Genomic DNA, 19,763 nt, shown 5'->3' on the forward strand with positions numbered 1-19,763 from the left:
CGGTTTCGGAGTTTCTGAAAATCATCTGCGTCCATCCCTCCGCCGGTTCGATCGATTGTGTACATCCGGTTTACAAGGGATTTCTTCAGGGGCCCTTTCATTCGCTCCACCGGTATAGTAGCAAAAAACGGGATTTGTATCATTAGAAATTTATTAAACTTTTCGCTTTTAGAAAATTCCTAAAAATTGGCAGGGGCTAATGGGTAATGGCTAATAGTCTTCGAAACTTTTTGCCGAAAGGAAGGTGACTGATGAAAAACTGTACATAGGGGTTAATGAGTTAATGGTTAATGAAGTTATTTTCCTCCCTGTTTCCTTCTCCACCAGAAATAATATCCCAGCGCAATCACTCCCGCCGGAAGGCAGATGGAGAGATACATGAGGGAATAGCCCAGGAAATTTACGGCAAGGCCCAGGATGGCTCCGGCAAGGCCTATGGAAATATCCTGGGACCAGAAATAGGTGGAAGTCGCTACCCCTGCTCGGGATGGCGGCGCGCACTGGACGGCGAGGGTCTGGAGACTGGGCGAAAGGGCGCCAAATCCGATGCCCAGGAGGGCTGAAGAAAGGATGAGGAGGAATGGACCATCCCAGAAACTGAACAGGAGAAGGCCCAGGGAAAAGAGGAGGAGCCCGGGAATAATGACCGCATCCGGACCCCGGCGGTCATAGAGAGCCCCCACAAAAGGCCGGGTGAAAACGATGACGATGGCAAAAGTCATGAAGAAAAGGCCGGAAAGTTCAGAAAGTCCCAGACTTCTGGCGTACATGGGAACAAAAGTCAGGACGCCTCCGTAGGCAAAGAAGACCAGTCCTCCCAGAATGACCGAAGGGAGGGCTTTCTTTTCCAGGAAATCGGAAATATGAAAGCCCTTTTTCCTGTTTTCTGAGGGGCTGACAATGGAATCGGGAAGTTTCCTGCTGTTTCCGGAAAGAATGGCCGAAAGGGCGAGGAAAACCAGGAAAAGGAGGAGCCATTCTTTCCCGAAACGGGATACAATCAGCAGTCCCAGAAGGGGCCCGATCACCATGGCCAGATTGGCAGTGACTGCAAAATATCCGATTCCCTCTCCTTTCCGGGAAGGAGGAAGGACCAGGGAGGCCAGAGCCGCAGAAGCCGTTGTCCCAAGAGCAAAAATCATGCCATGAATAAAGCGGAGGCCCCACACCATTTCCAGACTTTGGGCGAAATGAAAGCCTGCCATGATGAGGAAGAGAACCAGAGACGCGCCGAAAAGGACATGCTGTTTGTGCATGCCGTCAATCATCCGCCCCGCAAAGGGCCGGCAGCAGGTGGTGCCGAACTGGAAAAAAGTGAGGGCCATGCCTGCCTCCACCTGGCTTTTCCCCAGATCATCCATGATAAAAATCGGGAGCGCCGCCACCAGAATCCAGTGGGAAATGAAATAAAAGAAATTCGTCATCCCCAGGCCCATGAATTCTTTTGTCCATAATTTTTCCGTCATAGCTGCCGCCTCCTTTCGTTAGTACAGTAATATTTATTGTACCACAGGGAGAGAAGAAGCGGGGTGCCGGAAGGAATTGGGGATTGGGGGTTAGGGATCAGGGGCGGTGTGCCGCTTTCGCGGCATGAGTTTTATATTTGCCTTCGGCTCTCATTTGTCACGAATAACTTTTGTCTCAATTTCTTATTTTATCTCTCATATTGCAGGGTACTGACAGTACACCCCTTTACCCGCCTACGGCGGGAGCTTCCCCTCAAGGGGACGCAAGGAGGGATTGTGGTGCCTGCGTTTTGAGTCATTACCCATTAACCCCTATATTCAGTTTCTCTTTACTCCGTTTCCTTTCACCATAAAGTCCCACGGGCAGATTAACTATTAACCCCTATGTCCAGTTTCTCTTTATTCGGTTTCCTTTCGCTATAAAGTCCCACGGGCAAATGAACCATTAACCCCTATGTTCAGTTTCCCATCAATCAGCTTCCTTTCTCTATAAAGTTTCCCGGACGATTCCCTATTACCTATTACCTGTTACCCATCACCCCATTTCCGCAATTTTTACTTTCCATGACAGTCTCTGTCCTCTCTCCGTTGTACAATCCGTGATAGAATGAAAGAAAAGAAACAGGATTCTACAGAAAGGACGAAATCATGGCACTTCATTTTCTATTCGGCCGGGCAGGGACGGGAAAGTCCACCCGGGTCTATGAAGAAATACGGGATTACGTGCTCTCCGGCGAAAAGCGGACGGCTTACCTCCTTGTCCCCGACCAGGGCACCTATACCGCGGAATACCAGCTGGCGAAAGTTTTCCCCGGCGAAGGGTTTGCCAATGTGACGGTCTGCGGTTTTTCGCGGCTTGCGTACCGCGTTTTCCAGGAGCTTCATTCGCCGGTGAGTGATGCCCTCTCGCCCCTGGGCCAGCAGGTAATCATCCGCCGGCTTCTGGAGGAGCATAAAGAGGAGCTCACCATGATTGGAAAGGCGGCTTCTCATCCCCATTTTTCCGAAGAACTGGCCAATTTCTTCCATCAGCTCGATATGTTCTGCGTATCGGAGAAGGAAATGGAAAACGCTGCGAAGGATCAGGAGGGAACGCCCCTGGGAAGAAAAATGGCAGACCTTTCTCTTCTTTACAAAGCCTATCATCAGTACCTGAAGGATCATTTTTCCTATGAAGGAAGTCTTTTTGACCTTCTGGCAAGGGAAATCCCGAAATCCGCTGCCCTCAGGAATGCGAAAGTATGGATTGACGGTTTCAATGGCATGGCGCCCCAGAAAATCCGGATCGTTTCTGCCCTGATCGATACGGCCCGGGAAGTCACCATGACCCTTCAGATGGACCGGCCTTCCGATGCGGTTCTGAATCCGAATTTCGCCCGTCCCTATCATCTCTATACCCAGCTCCTCCAGCTCTCCAAAAAGGCGGAATCCCTGACTCTGACAAAACCCTGCCGTTTTGAAAGCCCGTCCCTTGCCGCCATGGCCATTCATTTCTTTGACCGGCGGAGCGAAGCTTCTCCCCTTCCCGGGGAAAATCCAAATCCCCTGGATGGCATTCACAGCATCACCGCCCCCGGCAAGGCGGACGAAGTGGATTATATTTCCCGCACCCTTCTTTCTCTGGTGCGGGACCATCATCTCCGTTTCCGGGATATCCTCGTCCTTACGAGGGAGCCGGAAAACTACGTGGACCTTTTCGAACGGTCCTTTGACCAGTATAAAATTCCCGGATTCATCGACAGAGAGCATCCCATGAACAATCATCCCCTGGTGATGCTGCTGGATTCCATGGTCCGTTTCCTTACCGCTGAAAGCGAGAGGAAAAATGCGGGCTGGCAGCGCTCCCGTCTTTTCCGGGTATTGAAGACCTTCCTTCTCCCCGAATGGCCTCAGGAATCGGTGGACGAACTGGAAAATTACGTCCTTTCCCACAATATCCGTCCCTGGCAGTACCATGAAGAATGGAAATTCCGGGACTTCCGGAGTCTGGACAGCGAAGCGCCCGCCCTGACGGAGGAGGAGAAGGAATCGCTGAAAAAGGCCAATGAATGGCGGGAAAAACTCCTCGCCCTTTTCGACCCCCTGGCCGAGGAATGGAAAAAGAAGCCCCTTCCGAAAGACCGCTGCGCCCTTCTCTACCATTGGCTGACAGCGGAAAAAATCCCCCGGACTTTAAGCGAAATGGATAAGGCCGAAGCGCCCCATACCTCCATCCGCCGCCATCTCCAGGTGTGGAAAAAAGTCCTGTCCCTCCTGGAAGAAATCGTCCATACCGCCGGAAACGATCCGGTGAAGGATGAAGATTTCCTCACCATTTTTGAAGACGGTCTCGAATCTCTGACCTATTCCACCATTCCTCCCACCCTGGATCATGTAACGGTTACCGGAATGGACCGCGGTTATGCCATGGAAGCAAAAATCGTCTTCGTGGCAGGCACGCTGGAAGGACTTTTCCCGAAGCGCATGGAAGAGGGCGGTTTCTTCACGGAACTGGAAAGGCAGAAAATTTTTGATGAGAGCCATCTCATTTTCGGCACGAATCTTCTCCAGAAAGTGCAGCAGGAGCAGTTCTTTGCCTACCTTGCCCTCACCCGCGCCAGAAATGCCCTGTATCTGACAAGGCCGGCGGTGAATGAAGAGCAGGGAAGCGCCGAGCCTTCCTTCCTCACTTCCCAGCTGGAGCGGCTGGGCTATGCTTCGGAAATCCGGACCCTTTCCCCGGAAGAGCGGGAAAAAGATCCTTCTTTCTTCGCCAATCCCGAAGAAGCGCTCTCCCTCCTTCCCCTGGTGCTCCGCGAAAAGATTCCTGCCCCCGACTCCCCCTGGGCCGCCCTGGCTTCCTGGGCGAGAGAAAACGGGGAGGCGGAAAAGCTCAAAGATAAACTGGAAAGCTTTTCCTATGAAAATAAAGCCGCGCCCCTGCCGCGGGATCTGGCAGCGAAACTTTTCAAGCCCGGCGGACGGTTCCTCGGTTCCGTCACCCGCTTTGAAACGTACCGGAAATGTCCCTACAGCTACTATCTTTCCTACGGTCTTCACATCGATGAAAGGGATGAAGGAAATATGGAAACCCTGGACTATGGCAATTACCTCCATGCAGGGCTTCACCTTTTCGGGAAAGAACTGGGAAAGAGGAAGAAACAGTGGCGCGATGCCACGGATGAGGATATTTCCACCCTTTCCGAAACCATTGCGGAAAAAATGGTGCCGAAAGTCCATTACGGCGCCCTTCACTCCGACGGCGCTTCCCGCTATACGGAACGGGTGCTGAATGAAACTTTCCGCCGGTCCCTCTCGGCCCTCCGGAAATGGAGCCGGAACAGCACCTTTGATACGAAGGCCCTGGAAAAAGAATTTTACCTCCGCATTCAGGGAGAAACCGATTCCTTCACCCTCACCGGCAAAATCGACAGGCTCGATGAAAATGAAAAGGGCTGCGCCATTTTTGACTACAAAACGGGCCAACCCACCATTTCCATCCAGGAAGCGGCAGCCGGACTCAAACTCCAGCTCCTCACCTATCTTCTGGCCGTAAAGGAGCAGGAAAAAGACAGCCTTCTTCCCACGGCCCTCATGTACATTTACCTTTCGGGAGACGTGAAAAACGTTTCCACCGTGCCGCCGGGCGGACAGGTATCCCCGGACCCGGGAAATAACGGAGCCGGCTGGATCATTGATGATTCGGAACTGGTGAAAGAGCTCGATTCCGCCATCGGTACGGAAGATGCCTTCCTCAAGGCAAAACTTAAAAATGACGGCTCTTTCTATAAGACGAACAGTATTCTTTCGAAGGAAGATTTTGAAAATCTCCTTGTCATTGTGAAGAAAAAACTGCTGGAGCTCTACCATCGCATGGAGGACGGGGATATTTCCATCCGCCCTGTTTCCTTCAAGGGGCAGAGTCCCTGCTCCTATTGTCCCTTCCATGCCATCTGCCGGTTTGACCCGAAGGGAAAAGGCGAGGGCTATGAATACATCCATATGCCGTCGGATACGAAATTAAAGCCGGAGCTGGCTGAACTCGCCGGAAAGGAGGAAGAAAATGGCCTGGACAAATGAACAGCAGGAAGCGCTGGATACAAGAAATAAAAATCTTCTGCTGTCGGCTGCTGCAGGAAGCGGGAAAACGGCAGTCCTTACGGAACGGATTGCCCGGCTCGTGAAAGACCCATCCACAGGAATCAATATCAATGAACTTCTGGTCCTTACTTTTACGAAAGCCGCCGCCTCGGAAATGAAAGCCCGGGTCTCTTCCGCCCTTTCCCTGGCCCTCCGGGAAGCGGACGAAAAGGGCGATGAAAAAGGGGTGCGCCATCTGGAAAAGCAGATTTCCCTCCTGGGAAGCGCCCAGATTTCCACACTGGATTCCTATTTCCAGTCCATCATCCGCCAGTATTTCTATCTCCTGGATCTGGACCCGAAAACACGGATTCTCTCCGATGAGAATGAAGATTTCCTTCTGGAAGAAGAAGTGCTTTCCGGAGTCCTGGAAACCTGGTATGAAGAAGGAAATACGGATTTCCTCGATACGGCGGACCTTTTCGCCAGCCGTTACCAGGACAGCGAACTGAAACGGATGGTCCTTGCCATCTATCATTTCGCCTGCTCCCTTCCTTTCCCGGAAGAATGGATCGCCCGCCTCCCCTCGCGCTATGATATCCCCGAAGGGACCCATTTGGACGATCTTCCCTGGAGCCGGCCCCTGCTGGACCATATCCGGTCCCTTTGTGAAAAAGCCTGCGATTCCTACCGGAGGATGTTTGACCTCATGATGGAAACCCCGGGAGCCCGGGAACTGTATGGAGACCTGCTTTCCAGAGAGTATGATTTCTATTCCTATTTCAAAAATAAAGACACCTGGGCGGACTGGTTCCATGCCCCATCCTTTGCCTATGACAAACTGAAACCCATAACAAAGAAGCAGGCCGCCTCCTTCGGCTACGGGAGTACGAAAGATTTCACGAACTCCGAAGCCGTCACGGCCATCAAAGCCCTCCGGGATGAGGTGAGAAAGAAAATCTATACGGCCGTCATCGTTCCTTTCCGCGCCATTTCCGAAGAGCAGTGGATTTCGGAAACGAAAGCCATGCTGCCCACGGTCCGCGTCCTTTCGAAGCTGGCCCTGGATTTTGCAGAAGCTTTGAAGGCAAGGAAGAAAAAAGAAGGGCTCATGGATTTCAGCGATATGGAGCATTATGCCCTGGAAGTGCTGCTGGACCGGGAGAATCCCGATTTTTCCACGGATCATGCTGTGGATTTCCCGTCGGATGCGGCCCTTTCCATCCGCGAAAAATTCAAGGAAGTCATGATCGATGAATACCAGGATACGAATGGGGTCCAGGAACTCATTACCGCCCTCCTTTCCAATGGCCATAACCGTTTCATGGTGGGCGATATCAAACAGAGCATTTACCGTTTCCGTCAGGCGGACCCCACCATTTTCCTTCAGAAATACAATGAATTTTCGCCGGACAAAGATGCTCTCTCCCACCGGATTGACCTGAATAAAAATTTCCGGAGCGACGGGGCCCTCCTTTCGTCCATCAATTTCCTTTTCCGTCAGCTCATGACGAAAGATACCCTGGAACTGGATTACGGACCTGCCGAGGCCCTCTACCCGGGGCGCCATGAGGAAAAGCGGCCGGAAACCTATGTGGGCGGCAGCGTTTCCATCGAACTCATCGACAAAAGCGAAGTGGCCGAATCCGAAGGGTCCGACGAACTGAAAGAAATAGAAAATATCACCCTCGAAGGGCGGCTCATCGCCGGGAAAATCCATGAACTGATGAAAGAAGGGCAGGTCATGAACAAGGACGGCACTTTCCGTCCCGTCAAATACAGCGATATGGTCATTCTTCTCCGTTCTGTGGCAGGAAAAGGGCCGGCGCTCCTCAAAGTGCTCGAAGACAGCCATATCCCCGCCCGGTCGGATCGGGAAGAGGATTTTACCAGAAATACGGAAGTGGAAATCCTCTGGGCCCTCCTGAAAATCATCGACAATCCTTTGCAGGATCTGGCCCTGGCCGCCATTCTCCGTTCCTGGTTTGTGGGACTCGATGAAAAAGACCTGGCCCTCCTCTACCTCGCCCGAAAAGAGAAAGGCATGAATCATCTCTGGCAGGTGCTTCCCGATTCCTCCATCCTTTCCGCGAAAAAAGAAGAAATAATCAGCCGTTTCCTTTCGGATTACAAAACCTGGCGCAGCCAGTCCATGGTGGACGGCACGGCGCCGCTCCTCCGCAAAATCCTCTCCGATACGGATTACATGACCTACGTTTCCGGACTTTCCGGAGGAAGCGCCAGGAAGAATCATATCCTTTCCTTCTACCAGCTGGCCCTGGAAAGTGACAAAGCGCCCCAGAGCGGGCTCTATGCCTTCCTCAATGACCTTTCCAGCCTGAAAAAGGAAGACCGGGAATTCAAGTCCATTTCTTCCGGTATTTCCTCCGATGCCGTCCGGATCATGACCATTCACAAGAGCAAGGGTCTGGAATTCCCCATCGTTTTCCTGGCGGATACGGCCAAAAATTTCAACCTGAGAGATACGCAGCAGACCGCCATCAGCCATAAAGATCTGGGCCTTGGCATCCAGTATTATGACAAAAAGAAGAAACTCCGCTGGCCAAGCCTGTACTGGTATGCGGTGCGGGAAAAAACGAGACAGGAAAGCATCGCCGAAGAAGCCCGCCTTCTTTACGTCGCCATGACCCGGGCCAGGGATAAACTTTTCATCACGGCCATCGGAAAAGATATTTCCGGCAGTCTGGATGGCTGGACTTCCTCCCTGGCCACGGCAGAAGGAGTCAGCCTTCCGTCCCATATCGTCCTGAATTCCAGTTCCTATCTGGACTGGATCATGCCTGCCGCCCTCCGTCACCGGACCCTGGAAAAAGCCTGGGACAGGGCAGACCGGATTCCCTCCTTCCTGGACGATGCGGAAACGGACCATTCTGTCTTTGATTTCCACATCACTTCGGAAGCGGACCTTTTCACGGAAGAAGAAAGGGCCAAATGGGAAAAAGCGCTGGAAGGGGAACCGGAAAAACCGGAGGAGAAAGAAACCCTGGAATCCTTCCTCTCCCGCCTTCCCGAAACGGTGCCGGACTGGATGAGCCGCCAGCTTTCCTGGTCCTACGGGTATCCCGGAGCCGTCCTGACTCCGGCCAAACTGACTGCTACGGCTGCAGTCAAACTGAGAGAGCGCCGGGAATATTCCGCCGCTGACGAAGGGCCCCGGGAATCCATGATCCTTGCCGAAGATCTGGATGAACTGGATGCGGACTATGAAGAGCTTCCGGATTTCCTTTCTGAAAAAGGATCCCGGTACGCCGGCACCGGTTATGGTACCCTCATGCACAAAGCCATGGAAATGATTGATTTCACGGCCCTTCCTCCCGATGAAGATTCGATCCGGAAGGCCATCGAAGGATTGTGGCAGGAAAAAATCATCACCCCTGAGGACAAAGAAACCCTGCTTTCCGGCCGTTCCGTAAGAGACCTCCTCACCTTCGCCCGGGGACCTCTCTCAGAAGCCATGAAAAAGGCAGTCTCCGTGAAAAAGGAAATGCCCTTTTCCATCCTCCTTCCCGCCCATGATTTCTACCCCGACTGCGAAGAAGGAGAAAAACTTTTCCTCCAGGGCGTCATGGACTGTCTTCTGGAATATGAAAAAGAAATCATCATCATCGATTACAAGACAGACCATACCATGAGCGAAGAAGAACTGGCAGCGCACTACAGCGTCCAGCTAAGAGTCTATCGGGAAGCGGCTGAAAAACTTTTTGGGAAGACAGTGAGCCATCTCTATCTTTGGGCCTTCAAGTATGGGAAGGCCATAGAAATAGAGTAAGCCGAACAGTCAGCTTTTAACCGTTAGCAGACAATAGTGTAAAAGTTATCAGTTCACAGTGATCAGTTAACAGTTGTAGTGGGCGCCAGAATCATAGGGCGCCCATTTTTAATAATTGTCTTTGCCCACATTGACCATAAAGGCAATCTTTCAGGGAAATAAAAATCCCGGTACAGCTTTTACTGCCCCGGAACTTTTAGTATAGGAAAAGGCGCCGCTTCCTATTTGAGGCGGCGCCACATTCACTGATAACTATGAACTGATAACTGATCACTTTCTAACTACAGTTCTTTCCATACTTTGTATAATGACTGTTTTCTCGCATCCCCATTCACATTTCCCCCGCCAGGATGGCTTTGGCCTTTTTATATTTCTCCACCCGTTTCCGGTCCCCTGCCGTCACCTTCGGCAGGCGGGAAAGGTTGGAATTGTGGATGAGGTCGCAGAATTTCACCATCAGGGCCACGGAATTTCCGCTTTTGCGGATGGACCGCACATAATCCAGGTAAGACTTCCCGGGGCTATGGGTGAGTAGCCGGACCGCTTCGGTCACTTCTTTCGGAAAAGACTTCTCCAGGTCCTCCAGAGTAATTTTCGTATCCTCCACTGTATCGTGAAGGAGGGCGGCGCAGACGTAATTTTCCCAGTCTGCCTGGTCCTTCGTCAGCCGGTAGGCCAGATTGGCCACATAGACGGGGTGAAGGATATAAGGGTCTCCCGCCCGGTCCACCTGCCCCCGGTGCGCCTCCCGGGCCAGTTTGAAAGCGTCAAAGGTCCTCCCGGTCAAAGGGAACTCAAGCAATGGAATCTTCATGGAAATACCCCCTTCTGTCAAATGAAAAAGTTTTCGTTTTCTACGGAAACAGTATAGCAGGGAGAAGGGACAGGGGATGTCATGGGGGAATATTTTTTATTTGGGCTATCCCTTGAGGAAATATGTAAGATGAAGGGCTTTTGAGTCGAGGGGCGGGAATGTTCGGGGATGATCAGGATGGCATTGCCCCTGAAGGGCAGCAGAAAACGGATTGGGGACTTGGGATTTCGGATTTCGGGAAGGATATGGGGCTGTACAATAATTGCACAATATATGGGAATGCCAGAAGTGATAAAGTTATCAGTTATCAGTTCATAGTGATCAGTGAAGGAGGCCCGCATCAAATTGGATGGCGGGCCATTTTATACCAATTCTCATAGAAACTGTTTAAATCCTTATATAAAAGGGCCGCTCCCCTATAAAAAGGGGGGCACCATAACTGCGAACTGATAACTAATAACTATCTTCCCTAAAGCTTTTAAATAATGATTTTTATTTTTGTACATCCCCAATTGTATATATCCGGCTTCGCCGAAGGCCCTGGCTGCTGCTTGAGGGAATTGGCACTTAGAGGTATCGATCATTATAGAAATAAAGATGCCTATCCACATGGAACGCCCATCGTTTCAAGCTTCCCCTGATTTTCATGGTTATGATTGACTTTCACTCCTGCCATGAAGGGTTTCGACTTGATCGCTGTCCACCGCTTCGCGGAGCCCCCTTCTCGAAGGGAGCCGCCCGATTTACAGCAGAGTCACCTGTCACGTTCATCTTTCATCTTTTCATTACGAAGCGGACTTCCTTTTTCTGCTAACTGAGAACCGATAACTATTCACTTTTTACTAAAGGTTGTCGAAATAATTTTATTTCCACTTCCCTGTACTACATATAAAAAAGCCGCACCATCCATTCTGATGTGCGGCCACATTCACTGCGAACTATGAACTGCGAACTGATCACTTTTTCCTGCAGTCAATCGTATTGATTTGATTTCCCCGTCCGTCTCAGAGAAATAAAGCAAAGACCAGGGCTCCTCCTACGGTCATAATTCCGGCTGCTACCATGGCCAGAGATGACATGGCTCCTTCTACAGCTCCCATTTCCATAGCCCGGGCCGTTCCCATGGCATGAGCCGCACTGCCGCAGGCAATGCCTTTGGCTACGGGATCGGTGATGTGGAAAAGTTTCAGCAGGAAGGGAGCGATGATATTTCCAATGACTCCCGTCACGATGATGGCTACTACCGTAATGGACACATACCCGCCCAGTTCTTCAGAAACCCCCATACCGATGGCGGTGGTGATGGATTTCGGAAGGAGGGTGACGTAGGAGGCATGGTCGAAATGGAAAAGTCTGGCCAGGACATAAATCGTTAGGAGTCCGGATACCATGCCGGCCGTAATACCGCCCATGATGGCTTTGAAATTCCGGGAGAGGAGTTTCATCTGTTCATAGAGAGGCACGGCGAGACAGATCGTGGCTGGCGTCAGGAGGTAGGAAATATAGGAGGAACCTTTCGCATATTCCCTGTAGGGCACTCCCGTGGCCAGAAGAAATACAATGACCAGGGCAATGGCGATGAGGAGGGGATTCACCAGATCGTTCTGGAATTTATTATGAAGATAAAGCCCGATTCCATAGGCGGCAAGGGACAGGATGACGCCAAGAAAAAGGGAATGAATGAGAAATTCGTACATGGTATCCTTTCTGTCACGTCGTTTTTTTCTGATGACGGATGATGAACTGGGTGGTGAGTCCGGAAACGACCATGACCACCAGAAGGCTGACAATGATCATCACAAGATAGGGGATGAGCTGCGGCCGGATGAGATCCCAGGCATCGATGAGTCCCGCTGCCGCCGGAACAAACATGATGGGCATGGTTTCGATGAGGAAATGCACCGTTTCGCGGACCTGGATGACGTGAAGGATTTTCTTTCTCAGAAATACAAAGAGCAGCAGGATTCCGTAAATACCGGCAGGAACGGGAAGGGGAATGAGGGCATGGAGGATTTCGCCGATAAAGGCAAAGGCAATGATGATGCCGAACTGTTTCAGGATTTCCATTCAGGCCCGTCCCTCCGGAAGCTCAGAGCATTTCTTAATCCCTGCATCTTTGATGAAATCCACAATGTATTCCGCAGCCTTTTCATACCCCAGGACGTAGGTATTCATGGCAAGGTCATAGAAGCTTCCATAGCCCCACTCTTCTCCTGTATAGAATTTATGGTACAGGGCGCGGTATTCATCGATTTTGGCGATTTTTTCAGCCGCTTCTCTTTCGCTGATCTGCCATTTTTTCGCCATGGACGGGGTGCGGTCTTTCAAATCCCCGTGCAGGAAGATGGAAAAACAGTCTCCCCGGCTGCGGAATACATAATTTCCGCAGCGTCCGATGATAATGCAGTCCTCTCCCTGAAGCATCTGATAGAGCGCCTGCAGGGGCTGTTTTTTCACCTTCCTGTCGGAATGAACGGTGACGGAAAGGGCATAGACCAGGCTGTTCATGGGATCTTCAGTAAAAAAGGTGGGCATATCGTCATAAATGCCCTCTTTCTTTGCCATTTCCAGGAGCATTTCCCAGCTGTAAAAGGGAATGCCCAGTTTTTCAGAAAGAAGATGGCCCACCACTTCTCCCCCGGCCCCGCATTCGCGGGCAATCGTTATGATCATGGTTTTCTCCTTCAAAGAAATTAATGGGTGAAATTAATTACCGATTATAGCCCTGCCGGGCTGTTTTATCAATGGGGATATATAAAAAATTTCTATAAAAATTTGATTAAGATTGTAAGGATTTCGCTGTATTCAATATAAGGAAGAAATCCTTTCTGAAAATTCAGGGGAAATAGTTATCAGTTCTCAGTTATCAGTTATTAGTGAAGGTGGCCCGCTTGAAATCAAAAGCGGGTCTTTTTTTGCTTTTTATATAAAATGGCCGCGCTTCTCTTTCTGATGCGCGGCCTCTACTAACTGATAACTGATAACTATTAACTGATAACTAAAAACTAAATGCTCTCACTTAATAATCTTTCCCTTCGTATCCTTTATAAAGAAGAACACATTCACCGCAGCCAGGATATAGATGCAGGAAAGGAGGGCAAAAGCCGCGGAAAATCCATGCTGCTGGGCCAGGGTCCCGATGATGACCGGCGCAAAACCGCCTACGGCGCGGCCGGTATTGAAAATGAAATTCTGGGCCGTGGAACGGGCATCGGTGGTGTAATTTTCAGAAAGAAGGGTACCGTAGCCTGCCATCATGCCATTGCAGAAAAATCCCAGGAATGCCCCGCCGATGAGGAGGGCCAGAGCACTTCCCAGATTGACATAGACATAGACCATGGCGGCAGCGCCGAAGTAGAAAATAAGGTAGGGAATTTTTCGTCCCAGCTGATCCGCCAGATAGCCGAAAATATAAATGCCCGCAATCATACCAAGAACGGTGACGATCATCCAGCCGGACATGGATTTCGTGGTGAGGCCATGTTCTTTCAGAAGAATCATGGGGAGCCATACCATGATGCCATAGTAGCCGAAATTCTGGACCGAAGTCATGAGGGTAAGAGAAATGGTGGTCCCTGTTTTGGCTCCGAAAAGATGGGCCAGCGGGAATTTCCCTGCTTCTTTGAGTTCTTCTTCTTCTTCGGTTGTCAGTGTTTCGCCGGCCGCTTTTTTGGCTTTCAGCGCTTTTTTCAATGCATGCCGTCTGACCCAGAGCGGCGGTTCTTTGATTCCCCTTCTTGCCCAGGCTGCCAGGATGGCCGGAACGACTCCGACCAGGAAAAGTCCCCGCCATCCCCATTCGGGAAGGACAAAGGCTGCTAAAATCGCAGCTAAAACGGCTCCTGCCTGCCAGCCCATGGCCACGCCTGCCGTAGCCCGGGCCCGTTTGGAAGCCGGCCAGGTTTCCGTGACCAGGGTCATACCGATTCCGTATTCCCCGCCCAGGCCCAGACCTGCCAGGAAACGAAGGATATCAAGATGAATGGCATTGTCCGCAAAAGCACAGGCACCGGTGAAAATGGAGAAAAGGATGATGGTCAGGGAAAACGTATGGACCCTTCCATAATAATCCGCAAAAACGCCAAAAAGATAACCGCCCAGCACCGTACCGATGAGGGTATAGGTGGCAATGAGTCCTCCTTCACCCAGGGTCAGTCCGAATTCACTGACAATGGCTGCCATGGCAAAAGAAAGAATCAGTACATCCAGGCCATCCATGGCATAGCCGATGATGGATGCCCACATCACTTTCCACCGTTCACTTCTTGTGACACCGGTTTCTTCAAATTCAAGCTGTTCCAGAGACTTTTCGTCCGTCATATTTCCTCCTTTTCCAACATTCCATCTTAAGCACAAATTGTCTTATTATATCCTGCAAATCCCATTTTGAAAAGGGGGAGGGGACAGAAAGGGAAAATTGTTTCTGAAGGGGAAAAAATATGTACCGGCTTTCTCCGTGAAATTTCCATATTTCCATAAAAATGGCCCGTCATCCAATGCATGACGGGTCATCTTCACTGACTGCTTTATAATTCCCTGCTGCTCAGCAGGGGGTAGGATGTGTACATCCTTTTTCGTTTATCCCTGTACATAGCCCCGTCGGCCTCGGTAATGAGCTGGTCAATATCGGTTATGGGAGAAAGCCGGTAAGCCATCCCCAGGGCCATACTGATGCCGGCTTTTGTAAATTCTTCCCGCAGACGGCTCATGAGATCCTGAATTTCCTTTTCCTCTCTGCCTTCCACGGCCAGAATGAATTCATCACCGCCCATGCGGAAAAGATGATCCCTTCCCACCGCTTTTTCCATGATCGATGCCGCCCCGATAATAGCCCGGTCTCCCGCTTCATGGCCTTTCGTATCGTTGATATGTTTGAGACCGTTCATATCCCCGAAAATGATGGTGATTTTCCTGCCGGCAGGCAGATTCCTGACATAACGCAGGAAGGCGCGCCGGTTTCCTTCTCCCGTCAGCTGGTCCCGGGTGGAAAGGTCATTCAGCCGCCGGAAATCATCCCGGTGCCTTAAAAGGATGGCTGCAAAACGGGTCAGGGTCCCGATGAGCGGGCTCACTTCATCGGATGCTCTCCGTCCCGGATTCACCACTTCGAGGATTCCCAGGGATTTTCCTGCGCTGATGAGATGCCCCGCAAGGAGACGGGAAAGGCCCGGTACGGAAGTCCGGTTCAGGCCGTATTTCTTCAATACTTCCGGCACATCCCGGAGGATGGCAATCTCGGAGGCATCGAAATTGTCATAGACCGGCTGGAAATGTTTTCTGGGGAGTTTTTTCCCTGAAATCCCGGCAGACGCCAAACCTTCCCCGTGCCATTCGAACGTATTGACCATCGCATCTCCCGATTCTTCCAGCACCAGGACTCTCTCGGCTTCCAGGATTTCCCCCATCCGGGCGAGAAGTTTCTGAAGGCCCTTCTCCGGATCTTTTTCCTGGAGTCCCCTCTCGATGGCCTCATTCACGGCCGCTTCCTGATAAATCAGGTCATTCCTGCGGTTCCGGTCTTCAAAGCGGCTCATATTTGTAGCCATTTCGAAATGGCAGTTCTTTCCCTGCCAGGGCACCAGGGTATGGCGGATGAAATAATCTCCATTCAGGTAATCATTATGGTCATCCCGCACGAAGAAACGGTCCTGCCGGATCAGATCACGGGGGCAGTCTGTGCAGGGCGTGTCCCTGCCATAGAAAAATTTGTGGCAGATATCCTTCGTATAATCGTAATCCTCCGGAAGATTCCGTTCTTTGAGGGCAGCCCGGTTCGCATAGAGAATCTGGTGCGTTTCCTGATCCGCAACCATGACCAGTTCCGGCGTGGAATCGAAAGCATCTTTCAGGAAGGAAATACGGTCCCCGATGAAGACCGCTTCCCCATATTTCCGGGCCTCCGCCTCCCGAAGCCGGGTCATGAGGATATGGAGCATACCATCGAGGGTGCCCGCTTCGGACCCGTAAACCAGCCCGTACTGCATATAGAGGGTCACATTACACCCGTCCACTTCGTGAATATTGTGGATATATTCTCCCAGCCGCAAGAGGGACTGCCGCAGGGTACGGGATTCCTTATATTTCACAAAGACCAGGAAATGGCCGCCTCCCAGGTAGGCCAGACTTTCCTTTTCAGGATAGAGCGAAAGCATGATGTCCGCGATGCGGCGCACCAGTTTCCGGTTGATTTCCACACCATAGGCTTTTGATACATCTTTCAGTTCCGGCACATGGATGAGGACGGCAATGAAATCTTCTCCATGGGTGCGGAGATTATCCATGTAGGAAATACCAACGGAAAGCATACCGCGGAAGGAAAGGAGCCCTGTCCTTTCATCGATCATGCCCACCCGCACATTATTTTCCAGTTCTTCCCGGTCTTCCTCATCGATAAAGTACCCTACGAGCCCCACGATCCGGTTTCCCTCATAAATGGGGAATTTGCTGGAGGAAATACGATGGGGCCGTCCTTTGATGATGCATTCCCCCGGCGCGTGGAGGGCAGGAATTCCCCGGGAAAGGACCTTTTCTTCCAGATGTTTATAGGGCTCATTATCCACGTGCCAGCCCACATCTTCATCGGTTTTACCCAAAAGTCCCTCTTCATTTTCCATGCCATAGGCATCGAGGAATCCCTTCGTCACGCCCAGGAATTTCCGGTCCCTGTCTTTCCAGAAAATACGGAGGTCTTCGGACTGGCGGAGCGCTTTAAGGACGGACTCTGCCGAAACCCCCTCTCCCGGCTGTTTTTCCGGAAGAAGGCCCTGACTCCTCATCATGGCAGGAAGTACTTCCTCATAGTCTTCCATGGACTGGAGGGCTGCATTTTTCACGCAGAGCAGGTAATCGGCCCTTTCTTCATGGGAAAGGCTGATGACATCGATCCGTTTCCACCGGTAGCTGCCATCTCTTTCCTGCAGGCGGAAAAATCCGGTCACAATACCATGGGGCGAATGGTTCAGCCGTTCATACATGGTTTCCGGCCGGATGAATTTCAGGAAACGATGCCGGTCTTCTTCATGAATCCGCTTCATCTGGTCCAGCCAGTCTGCCAAAGGCACCTGATCCCCCGGCTTCATGGGAAGTATGGAACTGTTGACAGCCTCCATCCGGTGAGTGCCGCCATGATAGAGATAAATACCGGTATACAGAGGAAGGGTATTCCGCATGATCCGGTCCAGGCGGCTCACTTCTTCCGTTTCCACTTTATGGGAAAGGCTGTATATTTCCAGCTGTCCCAGGGCCAAACCATTCTGCGAAGCCAGGATCCGGATCCGGCAGGCCAGGTAACGGCCGCCGGACACATCATGCAGGGATTCCGCCCGCCTGGTGGCCAGGGCTTTTTCCACAAGGCCGTACAGTTTTCCCGCCAGAGGGCAGGAATCCGCCTTTACCGGTCCCTCAGTCCCGGGAAGGCCGGTCTGCCTCGTATTCATGAAATGTTCCCTGTTTCCATAAAGGAGGGTCAGTCCTTTCCCGTCAAAGGCAAAAAGGGCCAGCGGAGTCCCTGTCATCACATTGACGAGGCCTGCTTTTTCATAGAGCGCCGCTTCTATCATGGTTTCGGGGATAAAATGATTTTCCTGGAAATGATTCATGCCTTCCCGATAGGACATGGGTTTCCCAAAGTAATAGCCCTGAATCTTTTCGCAGCCGATTTCCTTCAGGAACCGGACCTGTTCTTCCGTTTCCACTCCTTCTGCCAGGGTATGGATGGACAGGGATTTCGCCATAAGGACGATGGATTTCAGGATGCGCCGGGACTTTTCGTTAAAATTGTCCAGAAAGGCCCGGTCCAGTTTGAGCTCATCGAAATGAAATTTCTGCAGCACATTGAGGGAAGAATAGCCGCTTCCGAAATCATCGAGCCAGCACTGGTATCCCGCCATCCGGAACCGTCTGATTTCCTCATGCAGTTTTCCCCCGTCCTCGGTCAGGGCGGATTCGGTCACTTCGATACAGAAAAGCAGGCGGGGCAGCCGGTATTTCTTCACGATTCCTTCTACAAATTCAAAAGGACGCATGCTGTCGAAATCCACCCGCGAAAGATTAATGGAAACCGGCACGTGAGGAAGGCCATTATCAATCAGGTACCGCAGATGGCGGGCCACTTCCTCAAGGATATAACAGTCCAGCTTCGAAATGAGCCTGGCTTCTTCCAGTACCGGAATGAAAAGGGAAGGATAAATCATCCCCCGCTCCGGATCCTCCCAGCGGGCCAGGGCTTCCGCACTGCACAGTTTCCCGTTCAGGAGACGGATGACTCCCTGGTAAATGACTTTGATATGGCCTTCCGCCATGGCACGCTCGAAATTCTGCAGGATGAAAGCCCGGTCATGCAGCTCCTTTTCCATGGTCTTGTCATAAACTGCCCAGAGCCGGTCCGCATCGCGGTAAATGAAATCCGCCGCCATCCGGGCCCGGTCAAAATTGTCCCGGCAGGAAAGGGCTTCCTCCTCTGAAGCATTTTGGCCGAAAAGGACAATGCCTGCCTTCATGGAAATACTGGGATCCCCGGCTTCCAGGGAAAGGGATTTCCATATTTCCTTCAGTTTATTTTCAAGATTTTCCGCAGGCGGCAGCAGTTCAAACCGGTCCCCGGAAAGGCGGGTCATCTCGCAGCCCGGGAAAGCGGCCTTCAGGATTTCCGCCATCCGCCGGAGCAGCCGGTCCCCGGCCTCGGAGCCATGATTGGCATTATACAGCTTGAAATTTTTAATATTGATATGGACGCAGGCATAATGGCCGAAGGTGTGATTCCCGCGATCCCGCTTCGCCATTTCCGAGGACATCCGGTAAAATTCCCGGTATTCCGGAAGTCCCGTGAGCTGGTCCCTTCCGCCGGCAGATGCAGAGAATCCCTCGTCCCTGCCGGGCTGGAGATACAGGGCCCACACTTTCCCGTACACCTCATGATCCTCCATGGAAAGGAGGCAGTTCATAAGACAATCCTTGCGGAAAGTTCCGGAAAGATGGAAATGAAAATACCGGGAAAATCCGTCTTCTCCCTCCCCGTATATCCTCTTCAGCGGCACATAATCCTTTCCGGCCACAAGCCCCTGAAACCGTCCGCCCGAAAGGGCCAGGATTTCCTCCAGCGAAGAATACCCCAGAAGGCGGACCAGTCCCTCATTCACCCAGAGCAGCCGCTCCGCATCATCTGCGGAAACAAGACAGAATCCACCGGGAAACATTCCCGCCTTCCTATTTTTCCTCATTTCATCATCCGACATGATCTAGCCCTCTGTTCTCCGGTGACCGGCATTTCTTATATACCTTAAAATGTTTTATGCATTCATTAATCCTATTTTATTATTTTCAAAAACCAACGTCAATCGGGGCCATCAGTCAGTAATTCATCAGCCACCGGTTTCGAACCGTTTTTCCCCCAACAAAAAGCGGCAGGCTTCCCTTCCAAAACCCGCCGCCCTTTTCACTTAAAAAACTGACCACTCTTCCGATTAATTTCCGCCTGTCAAATACCCCATAGAAAAATGGCGGCGCATCAGCGCCGCTGAATCTTACCCTTTGTCAAATAATCGGAATTCGAGTTTTTAGAAATGCGGTCAATTTTTATACAGTTGCCCTGGCCTGGGGATTTTATCAGATTTACATTCCGGCATCAAGGGGCTGA

9 protein-coding genes are annotated in these 19,763 nt (G+C 51.4%); 2 read left to right on the forward strand and 7 right to left on the reverse strand.

Annotated elements, in window-relative coordinates; genetic code table 11:
- Window positions 1-296: 296 nt before the first annotated feature.
- Window positions 297-1,466, reverse strand: a complete 1,170-nt coding sequence (locus VZT47_RS05810) for an MFS transporter (RefSeq protein ID WP_330224030.1) — start codon at window positions 1,464-1,466, stop codon at window positions 297-299.
- 648 nt (window positions 1,467-2,114) lie between these two features.
- Between VZT47_RS05810 and VZT47_RS05815 the strand changes: the two genes are divergently transcribed.
- Together VZT47_RS05815 and addA are read left to right on the forward strand one after the other, a co-directional pair.
- A complete protein-coding gene (locus VZT47_RS05815) occupies window positions 2,115-5,525 on the forward strand; it encodes a PD-(D/E)XK nuclease family protein (RefSeq protein ID WP_330224031.1) in 3,411 nt (1,136 codons plus the stop codon).
- A complete protein-coding gene (addA, locus tag VZT47_RS05820) occupies window positions 5,509-9,315 on the forward strand; it encodes a helicase-exonuclease AddAB subunit AddA (protein ID WP_330224032.1) in 3,807 nt (1,268 codons plus the stop codon). Before VZT47_RS05815 ends, addA begins: the two co-directional genes overlap by 17 nt.
- Window positions 9,316-9,646: 331 nt before the next feature.
- Here the strand turns inward: addA and VZT47_RS05825 are convergent, their stop codons facing one another.
- The 6 genes from VZT47_RS05825 to VZT47_RS05850 all read right to left on the reverse strand — a co-directional run bounded on the left by VZT47_RS05825 (window position 9,647) and on the right by VZT47_RS05850 (window position 19,362).
- Complete coding sequence (locus VZT47_RS05825) at window positions 9,647-10,129, reverse strand: HD domain-containing protein (protein ID WP_330224033.1); 483 nt, start codon at window positions 10,127-10,129, stop codon at window positions 9,647-9,649.
- Window positions 10,130-11,133: 1,004 nt separating this feature from the next.
- Window positions 11,134-11,826, reverse strand: coding sequence for an LrgB family protein (locus VZT47_RS05830; RefSeq protein ID WP_330224034.1), 693 nt, complete (start codon window positions 11,824-11,826; stop codon window positions 11,134-11,136).
- A gap of 13 nt (window positions 11,827-11,839) precedes the next feature.
- Window positions 11,840-12,196: a CidA/LrgA family protein gene (locus tag VZT47_RS05835; RefSeq protein ID WP_330224035.1), complete on the reverse strand. Its 357-nt coding sequence runs from the start codon at window positions 12,194-12,196 to the stop codon at window positions 11,840-11,842.
- Window positions 12,197-12,802, reverse strand: coding sequence for a cytidylate kinase-like family protein (locus VZT47_RS05840; RefSeq protein ID WP_330224036.1), 606 nt, complete (start codon window positions 12,800-12,802; stop codon window positions 12,197-12,199).
- Window positions 12,803-13,144: 342 nt separating this feature from the next.
- Window positions 13,145-14,449 (reverse strand): MFS transporter, encoded by a 1,305-nt coding sequence (locus VZT47_RS05845; RefSeq protein ID WP_330224037.1) that lies wholly within the window; start codon window positions 14,447-14,449, stop codon window positions 13,145-13,147.
- A gap of 206 nt (window positions 14,450-14,655) precedes the next feature.
- Complete coding sequence (locus VZT47_RS05850; RefSeq protein ID WP_330224038.1) at window positions 14,656-19,362, reverse strand: EAL domain-containing protein; 4,707 nt, start codon at window positions 19,360-19,362, stop codon at window positions 14,656-14,658.
- Window positions 19,363-19,763 lie beyond the last annotated feature (401 nt).

Source organism: Dialister sp., assembly GCF_036343215.1.
Taxonomy (GTDB): domain Bacteria; phylum Bacillota; class Negativicutes; order Veillonellales; family Dialisteraceae; genus Dialister.